A 16,727-nucleotide genomic window follows, 5' to 3' on the forward strand; every position below is an offset into this window, starting at 1 on the left:
CCTTACTTTCCGGCGCCGGCGGGCGCAGCAGCGTCGGAGACGGCAGCGGTGGTTGCGTAGCGGCTGACCGGGCGCGGAAGCCCCAACAGGTCGCGGAAGGTGCCGTCCTGGACCACCGGACGGAGCACGCCGCGGCCGCGCAGTTCCGGCAGGACCAGCCGGGCCAGTTCCTCCAGGTCGACAAAGAGCGACGCCGGGTGCAGCCGCACGCCGTCTGCCTCCTTGAGAAGTTCCGCGAGGAAGTCGGTGAGACCGGCTGCAGAACCGGAGTAGACAGCACGGCCGGAATCGAAGCCAGCCGCCCGCCCCGCCGCAGCCTGCCCGCGCGCGTCCAGGACGACGTCGAGCTCGGCAACAACCGCAACCCCGGCACCCACCCGGTCCCGGACGTCGCGGACCTCGGCCGCGAGCAGTTCCGCGGCAGGCGCGGACACCAGCACGGCGTCCACGGCATCCGCCGGAACCTCGCCCAGCAGGGACGCCTCAACCAGCACCGGCAACTGCCCCTGCAGCGGCCGCGGAATGATGGACGGCCCCTTCACGGAATAACCAGGCTCGGCGAAGTCCGCAGGCGTTTCGAAATCGATGTAGTGCAGCTTGTCCACGTCGATGTACCGCCCGGTGGCCACATCGCGGATCACGGCGTCGTCCTCCCATGAGTCCCACAGCCGCCGGGACACCTCGATGGACGCGGCGGCTTCCTGCCCCAGCGCGGCGCCGGTCACGGAAGAACGTCCGACGGCGGCAGCAGCCTCCGGTGATTCGGCGGCCGTCACGATCCAGCCGGCCCGGCCGCCGGACACGTAGTCGAGGCTGGCCAGCTGGGTGGAGACGTGGAACGGCTCTGTATAGACGGTATCCACCTCGGGGACCACGGCGATGGTCCGGGAGACGGGCCCGGCGAACGCCGCGCGCTGCAGGGCATTGGCCCGGCCGGGCGCCGGCGCGTCGGTGAAGGTGGCGGCGTGGAAGCCGGCGGACTCTGCGGCCAGCACGGCACGGGTGATGTCCGCACCGTCCCAGCCGGCGCCGTCGAGCTCGATGGCAAGAAACCCCGGCTCGATCGATGAAGTGCTCACTGCTGGTCCTGACGTTCGTAGGGAATCTTTTCGCCGGCCTCGACGGCCACGGGCAGCCGGTTCTCCGCCGGCGGCAGCGGGCAGGTGGCCAGGTCCGTGTACGCGCACGGCAGGTTCACCGCCCGGTTGAAGTCCAGCAGCACGGACCCGTCCGCGGCGGGCACCGCAGAGAGCGAGCGGTTGGCCGCGTAGGTGGTCTTGCCGGAGGTCTGGTCCGTGAACAGCACCAGCAGGGACCCGGGAGCGTAGCCGTTGAAGGCGGTCAGCGCCAGCTCCTGGCCTGCCAGCTTGAAGCGGATCTCACCCGGCGCCTCGTAAACGTGCTGGATGCCTTCCACGGCGGCACCCACCGTGGTGGGCCGCGGCGCCTCGAACGGCACGAACGTCCCCCGCACGGCGAACGCGGCATCCGGCGAGTACGCTGGCGTGCCCTGGTACGCCTGCAGCAGCAGGTTCTCCGGATGGCGCGGCCGCACGATGTATTCGCCGCCGCGCTTGGCCAGCTCAATAACAGTATCCCCGGATACCAGGTTGATGCCGCCGCGCTCCTCGATGGGGCCAAAGTCGAGCACTGCCCCGGCGGCGCTGTTCAATTCGGTGCCGTCCTGCTGCAGGCTTTCGCCGGGCTCCAAAACCACGCGGACGACGTCGGCCTCCACGCTCCAGGTGCCGGGCGCGTCTTCCAGCCGGGCGGGTTCCCCGCCCAGCCAGTGCAGGTGGGTCACCGCCAGGAAACCGTGCGGGTGGGCCCGGTGCTGTTCGTGGGCAGCGTGCCATTCCTGCCAGTCGGCGTCGAAGGACTCGAGGGCGGTGTCTGTGTGGATCGCGTTCATGATGCCTTCCCTGAAGGGGCCGCGGTGGCCTTGGCCTGTGTGGCCGCGAAGTTCTCGTCGGTGATGGTCTTGGATTCCGGCAGGGCTTCCTCGGACAGGCCCCACCGTTCCAGGACCTTTCCGTAGGAGCCGTCCTTGATGACGGAGTTGAGGGCCTCGGAGATGACCGGGGCCAGCCCGTTGCCGCGGAGCGTTGTGGCGGCCACCAGGGTTTCGGACGGCCAGCCGGCGTTGACCTTGCCCACCACCTTCAGGTCATCGCGGGTGTTTTCGCGGTACACGGTGGACGGGTAGGGGGCGATGTTCAGGTCCGTCCGGCCGGAGGACAGCGCCAGGATGGTGTCCGCGTCGGACGAGTAGTACTGCAGCGTGGCCGGCGCCTTGCCCTTGCCTTCGAGTTCCTTGTTCCAGGCCAGCAGGATCTTCTCCTGGTTGGTCCCGGAACCCACGGACACCTTCAGGCCGGAGATGTCGTCGGCGCCCTTGATGTCATACGTGGACGATTTCTTCGCCTCAAAACCCATGTACGCGGCCCGGTAGCTGGCGAAGTCGAACAGCTTCACCCGGTCCTTGTTCACGCCCACGTTGGAGAACACGGCCTCGAAGTCGCCCGACTGGGTCTTCAGCGGCCAGTTCTCCCAGGACGTGACCTGCACATCGAGCTCGAGGCCCAGCTTGTCCGCCACCAGCTGGGCAATGTCCAGCTCGGAGCCGATCGGGGTCTTGTCATCCGTGGCGTGGAAGGACAGCGGGATGGACCCGGCCGTGGTGGCCACCGTCAGCTTGCCGTCCTTGCCGATCAGCGCGGGAACCTTGGCGGCGAGCGCCGGGTCCTTGTCAGCCCGGATGCGCTGCTGGTCCGGGGACGTGTTGTAGACCACGCCGTTGCGTGCCGCCGTCGTCTGCGCTCCTCCGCTGGGGTTGCCGGCGGCTGATGCGCCGGGGTCGGCGCACCCGGCGAGCGCGGCCGTGCCCAGAAGGGCGACGGCGGGAAGCACCGCGAGTGCGCGGCTGCGGCGGAGGCCGCGGGTTGGGAAAGCCATGGGTGGTCCTTAGATGTTGAAGGCCGGTTCCAGCACTTTGGAGAAGAAGCTCCGGGTGCGCGGTTCCTGGGGGTTGCTGAAAATTTCCTTGGGGCTGCCTTGTTCCACGATTTGGCCCTGGTCCATGAACACCACGGTGTCCGCCACATCGCGGGCGAAGCCCATCTCGTGCGTGACGATGATCAGCGTGGTTCCGGACGTGGCGAGTTCGCGGATCACGTCCAGCACTTCGTTGACCAGTTCCGGGTCAAGGGCGGAGGTGGGTTCGTCGAACAGCAGGATCTTGGGGTCCAGGGCCAGTGCGCGGGCGATGGCCACGCGCTGCTGCTGGCCGCCGGAGAGCTGGCGGGGGTAGGCGTCCGCCCGGTCCTTGAGGCCCACGCGGTCCAGCAGTTCCAGGCCGCGGCGACGCGCCTCCTCCTTCGAGGTGCGCGGCTGCCCTGGGCGGCGGGCCACCAGCGGAGCTTCGGTGATGTTTTCCAGTGCGGTGAGGTGCGGGAACAGGTTGAAGTTCTGGAACACCATGCCGATCTCGGTGCGCTGCTTCAGGATCTCCTTTTCGCGCAGCTCGTGCAGGCGGTCGCCGCGGATCTCGTAGCCCACCAGCTGCCCGTCAATGGTGATGTGCCCGCCGTCCACCTTTTCCAGGTGGTTGATGGTGCGCAGCAGGGTGGACTTCCCGGAGCCGGAGGGGCCCACGATCACGGCCACCCCGCCGGGCTCAACGGTCAGGCTGACGCCTTTGAGGACCTCGGTGGCGCCGAAGGACTTGCGGACTCCGGTGATTTCCACCAGGCCGCGGGTGGCGGGAGGGGCGGTAAGGGTCTCAGTCATCAGAAGTTCCTCCGGTTGGGGACCGCCGCGTGGGTGGCGAAGAATTTGCGGGCCTTCTGCAGGGGCGTCAGCGGCAGGTTCCGCACGGCGCCCTTGGAGTAGTGCCGTTCGATGTAGTACTGGAAGACGCTCAGCACGGACGTGATCACGATGTACCAGAGCGTGGCCACCAGCAGCAGCGGCAGGACCTGCTGGGTGCGGTTGTAGATGACCTGGACCGTGTAGAACAGCTCGGAGTAGGCCAGGACGTAGACGATCGAGGTGCCCTTGACCAGGCCGATGATCTCGTTGAACGCCGTGGGCAGGATGGCCCGCATGGCCTGCGGCAGCACAATCCTGGTGGACCGGCGCCAGGCAGGGATGCCCAGCGCGGCCGCGGCCTCCAGCTGGCCCTGGTCCACGGACAGGATGCCGCCGCGGATGATCTCGGCCGAGTAGGCAGCCTGGTTCAGGGTCAGGCCCAGCACTGCTGCCGCAAACTGGCTGATCAGTGTGGTGGTCTGGACCTCGAAGAACCGGACGTCCGTGAAGGGGATGCCAAGGCTGATCTTCTCGTACAGGTAACCCAGGTTGTACCAAAGGAGCATCTGGACCAGCAGCGGCGTGGACCGGAAGATCCAGGAGAACGTCCAGGACACCGAGACCAGCAGCGGCGACGCGGAGAGCCGCATGAGCGCCAGGATGAAGCCAAGCACGAACCCGAGGACGCCCGAGATCGCGGTCAGCTTCAGGGTTTCCACCAGGCCGTTGACCACGGACTGGGCGGTGAACCACTGCGCCACCACGCCCCACTCCCAGCGCGGGTTGGTGGCCAGGGACCAGGCCACCGCAAGGACACCAAGCGCGACGACGGCAGTCCCCACCCAGCGCCAGGGATGCCTGGCTGCCACCACCCGGTAGGACGAGTAGTCGGTGGGGATCCGCCCAGGGACGCCGGCTCCATCCGGTGACTCTGCCGGTGGCACTGCCGCGGCATGTTTCGGCAGCCCCTGTTCCGGCTGCGGCTGGACCGGTTGCGGCTGCTTTGACTGCGCCACCCTGGTTGCTGAACTCACGGGGCCACCTCACTTCTCATTCCTGGGCTGGAGCCGGGTTGCCCGGCGTCGGGGCGGCTCGCCCCGGTTGCTGGCTGCAAATCTAGGACCGGCCGGAAGGGGCCAGCAAGGCGGCGGGTTGCAATACTTCACGCGGCTTCGCACGGCGTCATGAGTCGGTTTTTTGCGTCCCTTAACGCGCCGTGACGCGGAGTTAACGGCCGTGACCAGGCGCTCGACCGCCGTCGTCACGGCTGCCTAGCATGGGCACTCCGACGGCCGTTTCCGCGCCCGTCCCCTGCACTTCACTTGCCGTCAGGAGAGCCCATGCCAGCCACCATCCCGGCCATCGTCTTCATCGGCGGCGGCCCGCGCACGGCGGGTGTGCTGGAACGGATTGCCGCCAACCGGCCGGAGGTCTTCGCCGGACCGCTGCAGATCCACGTGGTGGAGCCGCACATCCCGGGGTCGGGCCGCATCTGGCGCTACGACCAGGACCCGGGGCTCCTCCTGAACTCGATGGCCGACATCACCATGTTCACGGACGGGTCGGTGGACTGCGAGGGGCCTGCCGCGCCGGGACCGGGTCTTGCCGAGTGGGCCGCCGGCGTGCTGGACGACTCCATCATCGACGTTCCGGACTTCCCGCAGCCGCTGTGGGACCAGCTGCGGGCCCTGACCAGCACCACCTTTCCCACCCGCCAGCTGCAGAGCCAGTACCTGGAGTGGTTCTTCCGCCGCACCGCCAGGTCCCTGGGCCGCTGCGTGACCGTCCACCGGACCACCGCCGCGGGCATCACTGACCTGGCAGACGGCGGCCACCAGGTGGAACTCGCCAACGGCCGCGCCCTGCACGCGGACATCGTGGTGACCGCCCTGGGCCACACCGACTCCCGCCCGGACGCCCTCTCCGCCGGCTTCACGGACTTCGCCGCCCGGCACGGCGGGTACCACGCGGCACCCAGCTACACGACCGACGTCGACTACTCCCCCATCGCCCCCGGGCAGGACGTGATCGTCGCCGGAATGGGCCTGGCGTTCGTGGACCTGCTGGTCCTCCTCATGGAAGGGCGCGGCGGCAGGTTCCAGGAGGCGTCCGACGGCGGGCTGCGCTACCTCCCGTCCGGACGGGAACCGGTGCTGTGGGCCGGCTCGCGGCGGGGCGTGCCGTACCACTCCAAGATTTCCGCGGCTCTGCGGGGGCAGGCTCCCGGGCCGCTGCAATTTTTCACGGCGGCCGCCGTGGAGGCCCTGCTGCAGCAGCACGGCGAGCTGGACTTCCACGAACACCTCTGGCCCCTGATCGCCAAGGAAGCGGGCCACTACTACTACCGCGAGCTGCTGACCGGAAGCCCTGAACGTGCCGCCATGGGCTGGGACGAGTTTTACGCCGCTTATGCCGGGCTGGACTGGTACAGCCGCGAGCGCGCGGAGTTGGTTGCTGCAGCGGTGCCGGACCCTGCCCTGCACCTGGACCTGGAGCGGCTGGACCGCCCCTTCGAGGGCCGCCGCTTCCGTGACCATTCGGAAGTCCAGGACGCGGTGTCCGGTTACATCGAAAACGACCTGGCGCTGCGGGACGGCCCGGACCATCCGGAAACCCTTGCGCTGTTCCTGGCCCTGCTGCACGTATACATGGAGGTGGGGCGGGTGGTCCCGCCCGAGCGGCTGAACGCCCGCTCGCAGCAGGTCATCCACGGTTGGTGGCACGGCTTCTTCAGCTTCGTGGACTCCGGTCCGCCGCCCCACCGGCTCCGCCAGATGCTCGCCCTCCACCGGGCCGGCCTGCTGCAGTTCCTGGGCCCCGGCCTGCAGGTTTCCGCCGACGAAACCACCGGGCTCTTTGTTGCTTCCTCCACGCAGTCGGAGGTGACAGTCACGGCCGCGGCCCTGATCGAGGCGCGCCTGCCGTCCACGTCGGTGGCCCGCTCGCTTAACCCCGTGCTCGCCTCGCTGTACGGGAGCGGCCTGGGCAGCGAGCAGCAGCTGCTCACCTCCGACGGCATCCACTCCACCGGAAAACTCCTGGTCTCCCCGCAGCACCAGCTGGTGGGGGCCGACGGCAAGCCCCGGCCTGCCCTCTTTGGCATCGGCCCTGGAACATCCGGTTGGGGCGCAGGCGCCTTTGCCCGGCCCAACACCAACGCTGCACCGTTCCGTGAAAACGATGCCCTGGCCCGGACCATCCTCGCCGCTGCCCGGGACCTGGCCCACACGCCTACCCCTCTGACTTCAGACTCAATAACTTCAGAACCAGCAACTCCAGAACCAGCCGCCGTCGGAAAGAACTGAAACATGACCGCAGAACCGCACCTTCGTCCCAGGCCGCTTGATCCCGCCAGCCTGGTGGTCCTCAGCCTGCCCATGCACGATCCGCGGGTCCGGCCGCTCCTGCACGAGCTCGCCGTCGAATACGACACCCGCTACGGGGACCTGTTCGGCCGCTCCGCGGCCGCCGAGGAACTGAACCGCTACCCGGCGGCGGAATTCGAGGAACCGCACGGAGCCCTCCTGGTGGTCCAGGAGGAAGGCGAGTCGATCGCCGGCGGCGCGTTCCGCCGTTACGACGAAACCACCGCCGAACTGAAACGGATCTGGACGCACTCGGCCCACCGCCGTCGTGGTTTGGGCAGGCTGGTGCTGGCCGAACTGGAAGCCCTTGCTGCCGCCCGCGGCTACACCAGGCTGTACCTCACCACCGGCCCGCGGCAGCCCGAAGCCAAGCACCTCTACCTCAACACCGGCTATGAGGCACAGTTCGACCTCGACGCCGACCCGGAAAGCATCGGACCGCTGGCGTTCACCAAGGACCTTTCCCCTGCTTCGTTGAACTCCCTTCCGGACTGACGGGCCGGGCACCGCCCCATATGGGGCAGCCGCCGCTAAGCTGGCGCCATGGCCACCAAAACCACAGCAGAGAAGCTTGCCACCATCCAGAAGGGCTACACGCTGGAAGGCGCCACCATCGAACTGGGGGCCGCCATCGTCGACGGCGAGCTCCACAAGGACGCGCCGGTGCGGCTGCCGCTGGCCATGATGAACCGCCACGGGCTGGTGGCCGGCGCCACCGGTACGGGCAAGACCGTCACCCTGCACATGATGGCAGAACAGCTGTCCACCGCCGGCGTCCCCGTCTTCCTGGCCGACATCAAGGGCGACCTTTCCGGCCTGGCGACTGCCGCCGTCGGCAGCGACAAACTCACCGCCCGCACCCAAAGCATCGGCCAGCCCTGGCAGGGCAAGGCGTTTCCGGTGGAGTTCCTGGCGCTGGGCGGTGACGGCAACGGCGTCCCGGTCCGCGCCACCGTGACCTCATTCGGCCCCATCCTGCTCTCGCGCATCATGGAACTGAACGACACGCAGGAATCGAGCCTGCAGCTGGTGTTCTACTTCGCGGACAAGTACGGCCTGGAGCTGATCGACCTTAAGGACCTCCGCGCTGTCATCCAGTTCCTCACCTCGGACGAGGGCAAGGACAAGCTGGAGGAACTCGGCGGCCTGTCCAAGGCAACCGCCGGCGTGATCCTGCGGGAGATCGTGACCCTTGAGGCGCAGGGGCTGGAGAAGTTCTTCGGTGAGCCGGAGTTCGACACCGCCGAGCTGCTGCGCACCGCCCCCGACGGCCGCGGCGTGGTCACCTGCCTGGAGCTGCCCACCCTGCAGACCAAGCCCATGCTGTTCTCCACCTTCCTGATGTGGCTGCTCGCGGACTTGTTCGAGGACCTCCCCGAGGCCGGCGACCTGGACAAGCCCAAGCTCGTGTTCTTCCTGGACGAAGCCCACCTGCTGTTCAACGGGGCCAGCAAGGCCTTCCTGGACGCCATCACCACCACCGTCCGGCTCATCCGGTCCAAAGGGGTGGGGATCTTCTTCGTCACCCAGACGCCCAAGGATGTGCCCGCCGACGTCCTGGGCCAGCTGGCCAACCGGGTACAGCACGCCCTGCGCGCCTTCACCCCCGAGGATGCAAAGGCGCTCAAAGCCACAGTGTCCACGTTCCCGCTCAGCGACTACGACCTCGAAGAGACCCTCACCTCCGCAGGCATCGGCGAGGCCGTCATCACCGTCATGAACGAGAAGGGGGCACCCACGCCGGTGGCCCTCACCCGGCTCCGGGCTCCCGAGTCCCTCATGGGCCCCAGCGACGAGGCCCTGGTCCGCAGCACGGTGGCCGGTTCCGCGCTGCTGGGCAAGTACGGAACCGCCGTGGACAACCCGTCCGCGTATGAGAAGCTCACCGGCAAGGCCGCAGCCCCCACGGGTCCGGCGGCTGGCGCTCCGGCTGCTGCTGACGCGCCTGTTGCGCCCGCCGGGTACGACGTGGACGCCGAAGCCCGCCGGATCGAGGAGGAGATCCTGGGCAGGCCCAGCAGCAGGCCGGCGCAGGCCCCGGTTCCCGCGCCGCAGGATCCTGAACCACAATACGGCGGGCCGGAGTATGGCGAGGCGGAGTATGGCGAGGCGCCCGCGTCCAGGTCCCGGGCCAAAGCGCCGCGGGCGCCCCGGACCCGCCAGCCCCGGGAGCCGCAGGCGCAGCCGGGCGGCATGATGGGTGACCTCGGTGGAGTACTCGGCGGTGCCCTGGGCGGCGGGCTCAAGAGCATGGCCCGGTCCATGGGCACCCAGCTGGGGCGCGAACTGCTCCGCGGGGTGTTCGGCACGTCGTCCCGGCGCCGTCGCCGCTGACCCTGCAGCTCCCAGCCGTGCACCTCCCAGCCTTACACCCGGTGACCCCGGAACTGCCAAAGGTTCCTGTCGACGCTGCCCGGCGGCCCGCCGTCGGGCATTAACCCGCCGTTGCCTGGCAGATTAGGGGGACCCCAACTTTAGTGTGCGTCCGCACTGCCGTTACTGTAAGGAACGTGCAGATGAGTCAAGCGTTGGTGAGGATCGCGGCCGGATGGCTGCTGGGCCTCATGCTTGCCGTCGCCGGAGCCATCGTGGCCATCAACGTGGTGAACAATACCGTGGCCAGCCCGCAACAGCCGGTCAGGGAGTACCTGGATGCGCTGAAGAGCGGCGATGGGGGGCGTGCGCTGGGGCTTCTGAGGGCCGCGGTTCCGCCCAGCAACGCCGCCATGCTGGACGGCGCCGGGCTGCAGACCGCCGCTTCCCGCGTTGCCAATGTAACCATCGGCGACCCGGAGGAACGTCCGAACAACCAGGTCAAGGTCCCCCTCGAATACACGATCGACGGCAGCCGGCTGCATACGGAATTCCTCCTGCAGAAGACGGGTACCGAGTGGCTGTTCTTCAATACGTGGGCGTTCGTCCCGTCCAGGTTGCCCACCGTTGATATCACCGTGGTCAACGGCAGCGAGGCCGCTGTCAACGGCGTCCCGGTCAACATGCCCAACGGCCGCAACTCCTTTGCCGTGTTCTACCCCGGCGAGTACGAGGCCTCCCTCGACGGACAATACTTCTCGGCACCCGCCACCCGGGCCACCGTCACCTCCAAGGACAGCCCGGTGGCACCGCTCAACCTGCTGACCCAGGCCACGGACAAGCTGAAGAACGATGTTGCCGCCAAGATCCGGGAATTCCTGGACAGCTGCGCGGCCCAGGCCGTCAAGGAACAGAAGCTCCAGCCCGACTGCCCGTTCTACTACACCAGCAACAACAGGGTCCAGGACGGCAGCATCCGGTGGACCGTCACTGAGTACCCGGGTGTATCTGTGGAGCCGTTCGACGGCCGCTGGGTGGTGGCACCCCTGGACGGCAAGGCCAAGGTGGAGGCGCTCCAGCAAAACTTATTCACCGGGGCCTGGTACCCGCTGGACGCAGAGGTGGACTTCAGCTTCACCACCCGCCTGGACGTCTCCGGGGACGCCGTCAAGGTCACCCCGATGCTGAGCTTCTAGGCCCCGCCGCCTGCCGCGTCACGCCAGGCACGCTTTCAGCAGTGCTGCATGCCGCTGCCCCTGGTTTCGCAGGGCTCGGACAACCCGGACGACGTGAAAACGTGCTCCGCGTGACGCCGACCAGCCGGTTACCGCCGCCGGTTCAGGACGGCAAGCACCTGCTCGACCATTTCCTGCGGCCGGTACACCACGTCGGCATAGTAGTAACGGAGGGCCGTGTATCCCTGAAGGACCGACTCGTTGTTTCGGCGATGGTCCTTTTGAACCTGTTTCCACTCCGCATGATGGCGTCCATCCAGTTCCACCACCAGCCACCCGTTCAGCAGCAGATCCACATAGCCCACCCGCTCCAGGTACACCTGTGACTGAACCTGGATTCCTGCCTGCCGGAAGTATGTGCGTGCCAGCGTCTCGAGGAGCGAGTCCGCCCCACTGTCCACCCAGTCCAGGACCGCCCTGGCTTTCTCGTTGCGATGCCCCGTTAAGCGCCGACGCAGAAAGTCAACAGTCATGTCGCCGCGCCCTACGGCGCACTCCACCATGACCAGAGACTCCGCGAACGACAGACATCGGAGTGCATGAATCAGCACATCCGCCAAGGCTGCCACCGGCTGAACCGGGGAAGGCGGCAGGAGAAGTCCGGGGTGATGGACGGCCTCATCACCAACAACCTCCTGCCGGCGGTGGTAAACGTGGCGCCTTCCGTCAGAGGGCAGCGACCAGAGGCTGTAAGCAGTCGCGGCGCTGGAACATGTCAGCAGCTCCCGGCACAGCAGCACGGCAACCAAGTCCGGGGGCGCCGTCGGAAGCGCATAAAGCCCGCGGTCCGGCTGCAACACGCCCGCCCGTACCGCCCGCCGGAGGGCGGCGTCATCCACTCCCAGTTTTGCCAGCGAGGGCCTACGCGCGGCTCCGCCGCAGATTTCCAAGGCTTTGAGGGCATCCATACGGCCATGCTGCCCGGCTCCTGACCGTCGCTGACAGCCTGTCCCGGGGCTATGTGGACAGCAGAGGAGCCAGTTTGTGTCACGCGGAGCACGCTTTCAGAGCCCTCGACTGACGGAAAGCCCGCAATTCCAGGGCTGCCATCATGCCGGAAGCGCGAAAGGCTGCCTCCCGTGACGCAGGGTCACAAGGAAGCAGCCTCTCAGACAGCATCGACCGCCAGGTCAGGCCATGCCGCAGGTCAGTCCATGCCGCGCAGGTCCAGGACCAGTTCGGTGTCCCCGTCGGCCTGCAGGACCACGGGGATGCCCCAGTCCTGCTGGTAGAGGTGGCAGGCGGCGTGGTCGGGGATCTCGCCGTCCTCGGTTTCGGGGCCATCGCAGGCCGCGGCCCGGGCGGTAATGTGCAGCACGCCCTCGGGCACGTCCGGGGACAGCTCCAGGGTGCGCAGCAGTCCCACGGAGGTCCCCCCGCCGGACACCAGCAGCTCCGGCGGCGTGGAGGAGATTTTCAGCTGCGTGGGGTCGCCCCAGCGGTCGTCGAGCTTCTGCCCGGTGGGCGCCGTGAAGCGGACGGTCAGATCCAGCGGGCCGGGGGCTACGGGGCTCTTGGGCCGGTGGGTCTGGGACGCGCCCTCATCCACCTGCTGGGCTTCCTTGGGGATGGGAACGTAGACCAGCTGGTGCTTGTTCGCCTCCACCACCACCAGCAGGGGCTCCGATCCGGCGGACTGCGTGTGGTCCACAATGACGTCGGAGGGCTCGGCCAGGCCGCGGGCAAGCGTGGACACGGTGCCGGATGCGGGATCGTAGCGGCGCACTGCACCGTTGTAGGTATCCGCGATCGCCACGGAGCCGTCGGGCAGGACCGTCACTCCGAGCGGGTGCTGCAGGCGCGCTTCGGCGGCGGGGCCGTCACGGAACCCGAAGTCGAACAGTCCCTTGCCAATCGCGGATTCCACGGTGAGGGTGCCGTCGTCGGCGATGACCAGCTTGCGGAGCGCCGAGGTTTCGGAGTCCGCCACCCAGATGTTGCCATCGGCGTCTTCGGCCAGGCCCGAGGACTGCGCGAACCAGGCCTCGTGCGCCGGCCCGTCCAGCAGGCCCTCCAGCCCGTTGCCGGCAATGATGGCCACCGCGCCCGTGATGGGATCAAAGCTGAAAATCTGGTGGGTACCGGCCATGGCCACCACCACGGCGTTCAGCTTGCGCGACCACACCACGTCCCACGGCGAGCTCAGGGCGACTTCCAGGGGATCGTTGCCCAGGGATCCGCTGAACCCGGCGCCTTCCTCGTCCACGCGTGCCGGGCCGGTTTCCAGCAGCCGCTGGATGCCGTTGCCGGCCAGGGTGGAGGCCTTTCCGTCCGTGAGCGAGAGTCCCCGCAGGCGGTGGTTCACGGAGTCGGCAATAACGACGTCGTATCCCGCCTTGGCTGCCACATCTTCCGGGAGCAGAACCAGGCCCTGCGGCTCGTTGAACTGTGCACTGGCGGTGTCCCCCGCGGCCGGACCGTCGGCGTAGCCCTTGGCGCCGGAGCCGAAGGTGGCCAGGACGGTCTGGAAGTCGGTGCCCAGCTCCACAAGCCGGTGGTGGCCGGTGTCGGTGACCAGCCAGGAACCCTTCTCGGCGCCGCTGGAAGCTGCGGCACCTGCGGCAGAGCCGTCGTCGGACGTTCCAGCCGACGCCGCGGAACCGCGACCCGGCGGCAGGAACAGCGCCTTGCCGGGGAAGCGCAGCGTGCCGGACGTCGCCTCGGGCGCCACGTACGGGCCGGAGCCGCGGTGCAGGGTGCCCTTGGCCTCATGTTCGGCGATGAGCTCGGGGATCAGCACGGCGAGCCCGTCCGCGTGGCCCTCGCCGGAGAGGTGCGCCACGATGTAGCCCTCGGGGTCGATGACCACCAGGGTGGGCCAGGCGCGGGCGGTGTAGGCCTTCCAGGTGTCCAGCTCCGGATCGTCCAGCACGGGATGGTGGATCTCGTACCGCTCCACGGCCGCGGCCAGCGCCACCGGGTCCGCCTCGTGCTCGAACTTGGGCGAGTGGACGCCCACCGTGACCAGCACGTCCGAGTACTGCTCTTCCAGCGGCCGAAGCTCATCCAGGACGTGCAGGCAGTTGATGCAGCAGAAGGTCCAGAAATCGAGCAGCACGATCTTGCCGCGCAGGGCCTCGAGGTCCAGGGGCTTGCCGCCGGTGTTCAACCAGTTGCGGCCCACCAGTTCGGAGGCCCGGACCCGGGCATGCGTGCGTACGGTTTCGCTCATCAGCGTCCTTCCAGCTTGTTGCGTTCAGCCAGCTTGGCGTCGCGTTCGGCCAATTTGGCAAACATATCGTTGTAAGCGGTGAGATCGGCGTCATTATTCCTGTCCGCCGCGCGGTCCACCCGTTTGGTCTCCCGCTGGTCGGACCTGGACCACATGATGGCGACGCCGATCGCCACCAGCAGCGTTGGCACCTCGCCGATGCCCCAGGCCACTGCGCCGCCGGTCTGCTGGTCAACGAGGGCCGACGGTCCCCACGCGCGGCCAAGGTTGCCGAAGTAATCAGCGGCCAGCAGTCCCGTGCCGCCCATGATGGAGACGCCAAAGAAGGCGTGGAACCCCATGGTGGCCAGCAGCAGGAGCAGCCGCATGGGGTACGGCGCGCGGCGCGGCAGGGGGTCCGTGCCGATCATGCTCAGCACGAAGATGTATCCGGTGAGCAGGAAATGCAGGATCATCAGTTCGTGCCCCACATGTTCCCGCATCGCGAACCCGAACAGGTCGGAGTAGTAGAACAGCACAATCGAGCCGGCGAAGTTGGCGGCGGCGAACAGCGGGTGGGTAACCAGCTGCGAGAACTTAGAGTGCACGAAGACCAGGAGCCATTCCCGCGTTCCGCGCGAGCCGTCGCCGCGGGCGGGCAGCGCACGCAGGGCCAGGGTCACCGGGGCGCCCAGCACCAGGAAGATCGGGGCAACCATGGTCAGGGCCATGTGGTCCACCATGTGTGCGGAGAACAGGACGCGGCCATAGACCGACGGCGGCCCCGACGTGATGTAGGTCAGCACCAGCAGGCCGATGACCCAGTTCAGGGACCGGAACCACTGCCAGGAGTCGCCGCGGCGGCGGACCTTGGCCACGCCCAGGAAGTAGGTCACCAGGCCGAAGAGGGCCACGCCCACCCAGAGCCAGTCCGGGCGCCATTCGGTCAACCAGCGTTCGGGCGTGAGCTCCGGGGGCAGGTCGTAGCCGCTGAGGATGAAGGCGGGCGAGGCATTGGGCGCCGGTTCGGTGGGCTGCGGCGGGGCGGAGCGGCCAAGGGCCACGGCGATGCCGGAGGTGGCGCCCATGACCAGCAGCTCGGCCAGCACCAGCTGCCAGAGGACCCGCCGCGAGGACAGTGTTGAGCCCTTGCGGCCCAGCTGCGGGATGACCCACTGCCGGTGCATGAAGCCAATGCCGCCCAGCACCACCGCCGCCGCACTCTTGGCCAGGATCAGCTGGCCGTAGGCGGAGCCGAAGAGGTCGGACCAGCTCGTGACCCGGATACTGGCGTTGATGATGCCCGAAGCGAAGACCAGAACGAATGCGAAGCCCGCAAGGGTGGAGAACCGCCGGAGGGTGGGTTCGGTGATGTCCGTTGCTGCCCCGGCTTTGGATCCGGTGAGGATCCCTGACAGCAACGCCAGGATGATGATGCCGCCCACCCAGGTGCTCACGCCCACCAGGTGCAGGCCGAGGGAATTGATGGCCCCCTCGTGGTCCGACGAGCTCGACGAGTGTCCGATCAGGGCAGTGGGGACCAGGCCGATGAGCGCCAGCACGAGGGTCAGGGCCAGGCCGCCCAGGGACCTGACACCGAACAGTGCTGTGGTCACCACCGCGGCAATGATGATGACGGCCAGCCATGCCCGGCCCGTTTCGATGTCCGTCATGAAATACACCAGGGCCTGGGTGAATGCCGGATCACCGGACAGCCCCTGCCCGGCCACGTCGGCATAGGTGAGCACCAGGACTGCGATGGCGGACAAGGTCCACACGGCGCCGGCGACGGCGGCCACAGCGAGGACGCGGGTAAACGCGGGATGTTCGGGTGCGCCGTTGCCTGGCGTTTCCCGGTCCCGGGCGCGGGCGTTGAGGTTCCGCGTGTTCAGGTTCTTGGGAAGGATGCCGACGGCGAAGATCAGGCCCCCGACGACGGTCGCCAGGGAGGCGTTGTGGACGGCCTTGCTGACGGGCAGGCCCCAACGCACCAGGGCACCGGGATCGGCCACGCTGCGGGCCGCTGCAGCGCCGGAAAATATCAGCGCCGCTGCGAGGCCCAGGAAGAGTGCTGCCAGGCCTGCGAGCTGCCAGGGCACCGGGATCCCCCGGCTTCCGGCGTCCCGGACCGCAGCTCCCTTGCCAGGATCGGACTGGGGCGCGGTGGAACGTGGTTTTGCGGCAGAAGACACCATTCCATTGTCCGCTACGCCTGCCCGGGCCGCGAATCCGGGGAAGTGATGCCCCGGAGCAGGTAGACGCCACAAGCCCTTAAAAGCGAAGGAGCGGCAACCCAAGGGGTTGCCGCTCCTGTTCCAGCCGGCCAAGTGCCGGATGGGAACAAGCTCTACTTCTTGGAGACTGCAGCCTTCAGCTTGGAGCCGGCGGTCAGCTTGACGCTGTGGCCTGCTGCGATCTGGATGGTTTCGCCGGTCTGCGGGTTGCGGCCGGTGCGTGCTGCACGGTCAGTGCGCTCGACGGCGAGCCAGCCCGGGATGGTGATCTTCTCGCCCGCGGCGACAGAAGTCTCGAAAACCTCGAACAGTGCATCGAGGACGGAGTTGACGGCAGCCTGGCTGGTGCCGGCCTTGCCTGCTACCTCTGCAACAAGTTCACTACGGTTCTTAGCCATTTATGTCCTCCTGGACGATTCTGATTCTGAAGCCTGCACGCGGCATGCGCACAAGCCACTGTCCGAAAACTTACCAGCTTGGGCGCTCCCGGTCCGCAAATTCCGCGTGTTTCCGCGACTTTTTGAGGTAAATCACCGGTTTTGGGATGCATTTTCAGCCGTTGGAGGAAGCCTTTGCACTTCCTGGTCGCTCCGCCCGGGAGCCTGCGCCAGTAGTGGGC

The 16,727-nt window shown here is 67.9% G+C and carries 13 protein-coding genes; 4 read left to right on the plus strand and 9 right to left on the minus strand.

Annotated elements, in window-relative coordinates:
* Positions 1–2 precede the first annotated feature (2 nt).
* The 5 genes from Q9R31_RS11075 to Q9R31_RS11095 are packed head-to-tail and all read right to left on the minus strand — an operon-like array spanning position 3 to position 4,754.
* Positions 3–1,079, minus strand: coding sequence for an LLM class flavin-dependent oxidoreductase (locus Q9R31_RS11075; RefSeq protein WP_311262774.1), 1,077 nt, complete (start codon positions 1,077–1,079; stop codon positions 3–5).
* Entirely contained in the window at positions 1,076–1,912 is an 837-nt protein-coding gene (locus Q9R31_RS11080; RefSeq protein ID WP_311262775.1) for a DUF1684 domain-containing protein, read from the minus strand. Before Q9R31_RS11080 ends, Q9R31_RS11075 begins: the two co-directional genes overlap by 4 nt.
* Complete coding sequence (locus tag Q9R31_RS11085) at positions 1,909–2,955, minus strand: transporter substrate-binding domain-containing protein (RefSeq protein ID WP_311262776.1); 1,047 nt, start codon at positions 2,953–2,955, stop codon at positions 1,909–1,911. The genes Q9R31_RS11080 and Q9R31_RS11085 overlap by 4 nt, the downstream gene beginning before the upstream one ends.
* Before the next feature lie 9 nt (positions 2,956–2,964).
* Complete coding sequence (locus Q9R31_RS11090; RefSeq protein ID WP_311262777.1) at positions 2,965–3,789, minus strand: amino acid ABC transporter ATP-binding protein; 825 nt, start codon at positions 3,787–3,789, stop codon at positions 2,965–2,967.
* Positions 3,789–4,754: an amino acid ABC transporter permease gene (locus Q9R31_RS11095; protein WP_397428235.1), complete on the minus strand. Its 966-nt coding sequence runs from the start codon at positions 4,752–4,754 to the stop codon at positions 3,789–3,791. Before Q9R31_RS11095 ends, Q9R31_RS11090 begins: the two co-directional genes overlap by 1 nt.
* Positions 4,755–5,150: 396 nt before the next feature.
* On the opposite strand from Q9R31_RS11095, the gene Q9R31_RS11100 reads away from it, so the two are divergent.
* From Q9R31_RS11100 to Q9R31_RS11115, 4 genes are all read left to right on the plus strand, one after another.
* Positions 5,151–7,115 (plus strand): FAD/NAD(P)-binding protein, encoded by a 1,965-nt coding sequence (locus Q9R31_RS11100; protein ID WP_311262778.1) that lies wholly within the window; start codon positions 5,151–5,153, stop codon positions 7,113–7,115.
* A gap of 3 nt (positions 7,116–7,118) precedes the next feature.
* Positions 7,119–7,670 (plus strand): GNAT family N-acetyltransferase, encoded by a 552-nt coding sequence (locus tag Q9R31_RS11105; RefSeq protein WP_311262779.1) that lies wholly within the window; start codon positions 7,119–7,121, stop codon positions 7,668–7,670.
* 48 nt (positions 7,671–7,718) lie between these two features.
* The gene (locus tag Q9R31_RS11110; protein WP_311262780.1) at positions 7,719–9,509 is read left to right on the plus strand and encodes a helicase HerA-like domain-containing protein; all 1,791 of its coding nucleotides are present in this window, start codon (positions 7,719–7,721) and stop codon (positions 9,507–9,509) included.
* Between the two features lie 182 nt (positions 9,510–9,691).
* Positions 9,692–10,684 carry a hypothetical protein gene (locus Q9R31_RS11115; protein WP_311262781.1) on the plus strand — a complete coding sequence of 331 codons (993 nt, stop codon included), beginning with the start codon at positions 9,692–9,694 and terminating at the stop codon, positions 10,682–10,684.
* Between the two features lie 128 nt (positions 10,685–10,812).
* Here the strand turns inward: Q9R31_RS11115 and Q9R31_RS11120 are convergent, their stop codons facing one another.
* The 4 genes from Q9R31_RS11120 to Q9R31_RS11135 form a co-directional block, all read right to left on the minus strand.
* A complete protein-coding gene (locus Q9R31_RS11120; protein WP_311262782.1) occupies positions 10,813–11,631 on the minus strand; it encodes a DUF559 domain-containing protein in 819 nt (272 codons plus the stop codon).
* Positions 11,632–11,870: 239 nt separating this feature from the next.
* Positions 11,871–13,895 carry an NHL domain-containing thioredoxin family protein gene (locus tag Q9R31_RS11125; RefSeq protein WP_311262783.1) on the minus strand — a complete coding sequence of 675 codons (2,025 nt, stop codon included), beginning with the start codon at positions 13,893–13,895 and terminating at the stop codon, positions 11,871–11,873.
* Positions 13,895–16,069 (minus strand): cytochrome c oxidase assembly protein, encoded by a 2,175-nt coding sequence (locus Q9R31_RS11130; protein WP_311262784.1) that lies wholly within the window; start codon positions 16,067–16,069, stop codon positions 13,895–13,897. Before Q9R31_RS11130 ends, Q9R31_RS11125 begins: the two co-directional genes overlap by 1 nt.
* A gap of 152 nt (positions 16,070–16,221) precedes the next feature.
* Entirely contained in the window at positions 16,222–16,506 is a 285-nt protein-coding gene (locus Q9R31_RS11135; RefSeq protein WP_011693739.1) for an HU family DNA-binding protein, read from the minus strand.
* Positions 16,507–16,727: the final 221 nt, after the last annotated feature.

Source organism: Pseudarthrobacter sp. BRE9, from assembly GCF_031844305.1.
Taxonomy (GTDB): Bacteria; Actinomycetota; Actinomycetes; order Actinomycetales; family Micrococcaceae; genus Arthrobacter.